Here is a 543-nt window from a genome sequence, read left to right as displayed (position 1 = left end):
GCAGCTGGGCCAGGCGCTCGGGCGCGGCCACCGCCAGCGCGGTGAGCCGGCCCGCCTTGATGAAGGGCAGGGCCGAGGGCAGGTTGTCGAAGACGATGGGCACCTGGCCCGCCACCGCATCGTTGAGCGCCGGGCCCGAGCCCCGGTAGGGCACATGCGTGAGCGACAGCCCCGAGCGGCTGGACATCAGCTCCATCAGCATGTGGCCTATGGAGCCCGTGCCCGCCGTGCCGTAGGCATGCTTGCCGGGGTTCTTCTTCACCTCCTCCACGAAGGCCGCAAAGCTCTGCGCCTTGAAGCCCGGATGCACGGCCAGCACATTGGGCGTGGCCGCAATGTTGGTGATGGGCGTGAAATCGGTGAGCGGGTTGTAGGGCAGGCGCGGGTTGATAGCCGCATTGGTGGCCGTGGTGGACACGGTGGCCACGCCCAGCGTGTAGCCGTCGGGCTGGGCGCGCGCGGCCTCGTGCGCGCCGATGGCGCCTCCGCCGCCGCCCTTGTTGTCCACCACCAGCGGCTGGCCCAGGGCCTCTGCCATGCGCG

At 70.9% G+C, this 543-nt stretch carries 1 protein-coding gene; it reads right to left on the bottom strand.

Features of this window, described 5'->3' with window-relative positions; translation table 11 throughout:
• Nucleotides 1–543 (bottom strand): tripartite tricarboxylate transporter substrate-binding protein (locus L995_RS23080; protein WP_047473845.1); only part of this gene is annotated, 543 nt, incomplete at both ends.

Origin of the sequence: Delftia sp. ZNC0008, assembly GCF_000799035.1 — a bacterium.
GTDB lineage: Bacteria > Pseudomonadota > Gammaproteobacteria > Burkholderiales > Burkholderiaceae_C > Comamonas > Comamonas tsuruhatensis.
Note: the sequence above shows the minus strand (reverse complement) of the source record. Positions and strands in the feature narration are given on the sequence as shown.